Annotated in this window: 1 protein-coding gene; it reads left to right on the top strand. The window is 47.7% G+C overall.

The window, feature by feature from the left end:
- The first annotated feature begins 57 nt into the window (after positions 1–57).
- Positions 58–1,201, top strand: a protein-coding gene (locus AC3WJN_RS25510; protein WP_423236789.1) for an IS3 family transposase whose coding sequence is annotated in 2 segments (ribosomal slippage) — positions 58–329 and positions 328–1,201 — 1,146 coding nt in all. Because the reading frame shifts where the segments join, the coding sequence is not laid out codon by codon here.
- Positions 1,202–1,401: the final 200 nt, after the last annotated feature.

Below are 1,401 nucleotides of genomic sequence, written 5' to 3'. Positions count from 1 at the left end.
TACAATGCTCCCATAGGCTGAGACACGGGAGCGTGATAAATAAGTTATAATGAAGCCATGGAAAAACGGAACCGATATACCCCAGAATTTAAAACGAAGGTCGTGCTTGAGGTTCTTCAGGAAGAGCAGACCGTGAATCAAATTGCCGCCAAATATGAGCTGAATCCGGTGATGATCAGCCGGTGGAAAGCCGAGTTTCTTGAGCGAGCCTCGATGGTGTTCGAGAAGGGAACCAGTGAAGCGGACAAACTGAGAAAGGAGTACGAGAGCAAACAAGAACATCTGGAAAAGCTGGTCGGTCAACTAACCGTGGAGATCGACTGGCTCAAAAAAAAATCTGGCCTTAAATAAATCCGTCAAAGAGCGCCAAGCCATGATTGAGCGCGATCATCCCACAATTAACATTAAGCGCCAAGCTTCTTTGTTAGGTGTTAATCGTACAAGTGTGTACCGCAAGCCCGCAGGAACGGAGGAGAGCGCTGAAAACATTCAAATCATGCACGTGATTGATGCCATCTACACCGACAAGCCCTTCTTCGGGTACAGGCGGATCACCGTCAAACTGCGGGAAATGGGTTTCAACGTCAATCGCAAACGTGTACGGCGTCTGATGAGACTCATGGGGATTCACGGAATCCATCCACAGCCCAATTTGAGCAAGCGACTGCATGCAAAGTACGTTCGCCCTTACTTGTTACGGGGACTGGACATCCATCGCCCCAATCACGTTTGGGGAGTAGATATCACATACCTTCGCATGGGGAAAGGATTTATGTACCTGTTCACCATCATAGACTGGTTCAGTCGCAAGGTGGTTGATTACGAGTTGTCGAGCACGCTAGAGAAAGGGTTTGTCATGACCTGTCTGAAACGAGCATTTCGTCGCTGTAAGCCAGAAATCATCAACAGTGATCAAGGCAGCCATTTTACGAATGCAGATTATCTCAATCTGTTGGCAGAACATGAAATCCAGGTATCGATGGATGGCAAGGGACGTGCGACGGACAATAGTCGTACAGAACGATTCTTTCGAGCTTTAAAGTATGAATGTATCTATCTGAATGAATTTGAAAATCCACGAGAATTACGGAAAGGCATCAAACGGTACGTCACGTTCTACAATACGGACCGTCCTCATCAATCTTTGGACTATGCAACACCAGACAGGATTTACTACGAGCATGTAACATCGGTAGCATAGGCAGCTTTACATGGAGGGGCGGGCATGATAGGCTAGTTAGCCTCGCGATGCTAGCTTACTAGCCATCGCCCGATCGCGAGCAGTCATGCCCGCAGAGGCTCCATGTCAAGCGGCCTTCGGAACTGTACCACCATTCAAAAAGATGGGAGGACATAACTTATTTTCGTTCTCAAAGTGTCTTGACAAAGGGGGGCATTACA

The organism is Brevibacillus sp. FW306-2-1A-C05A, from assembly GCF_058781555.1.
This window is presented reverse-complemented; position numbering and strand designations above follow the sequence as displayed.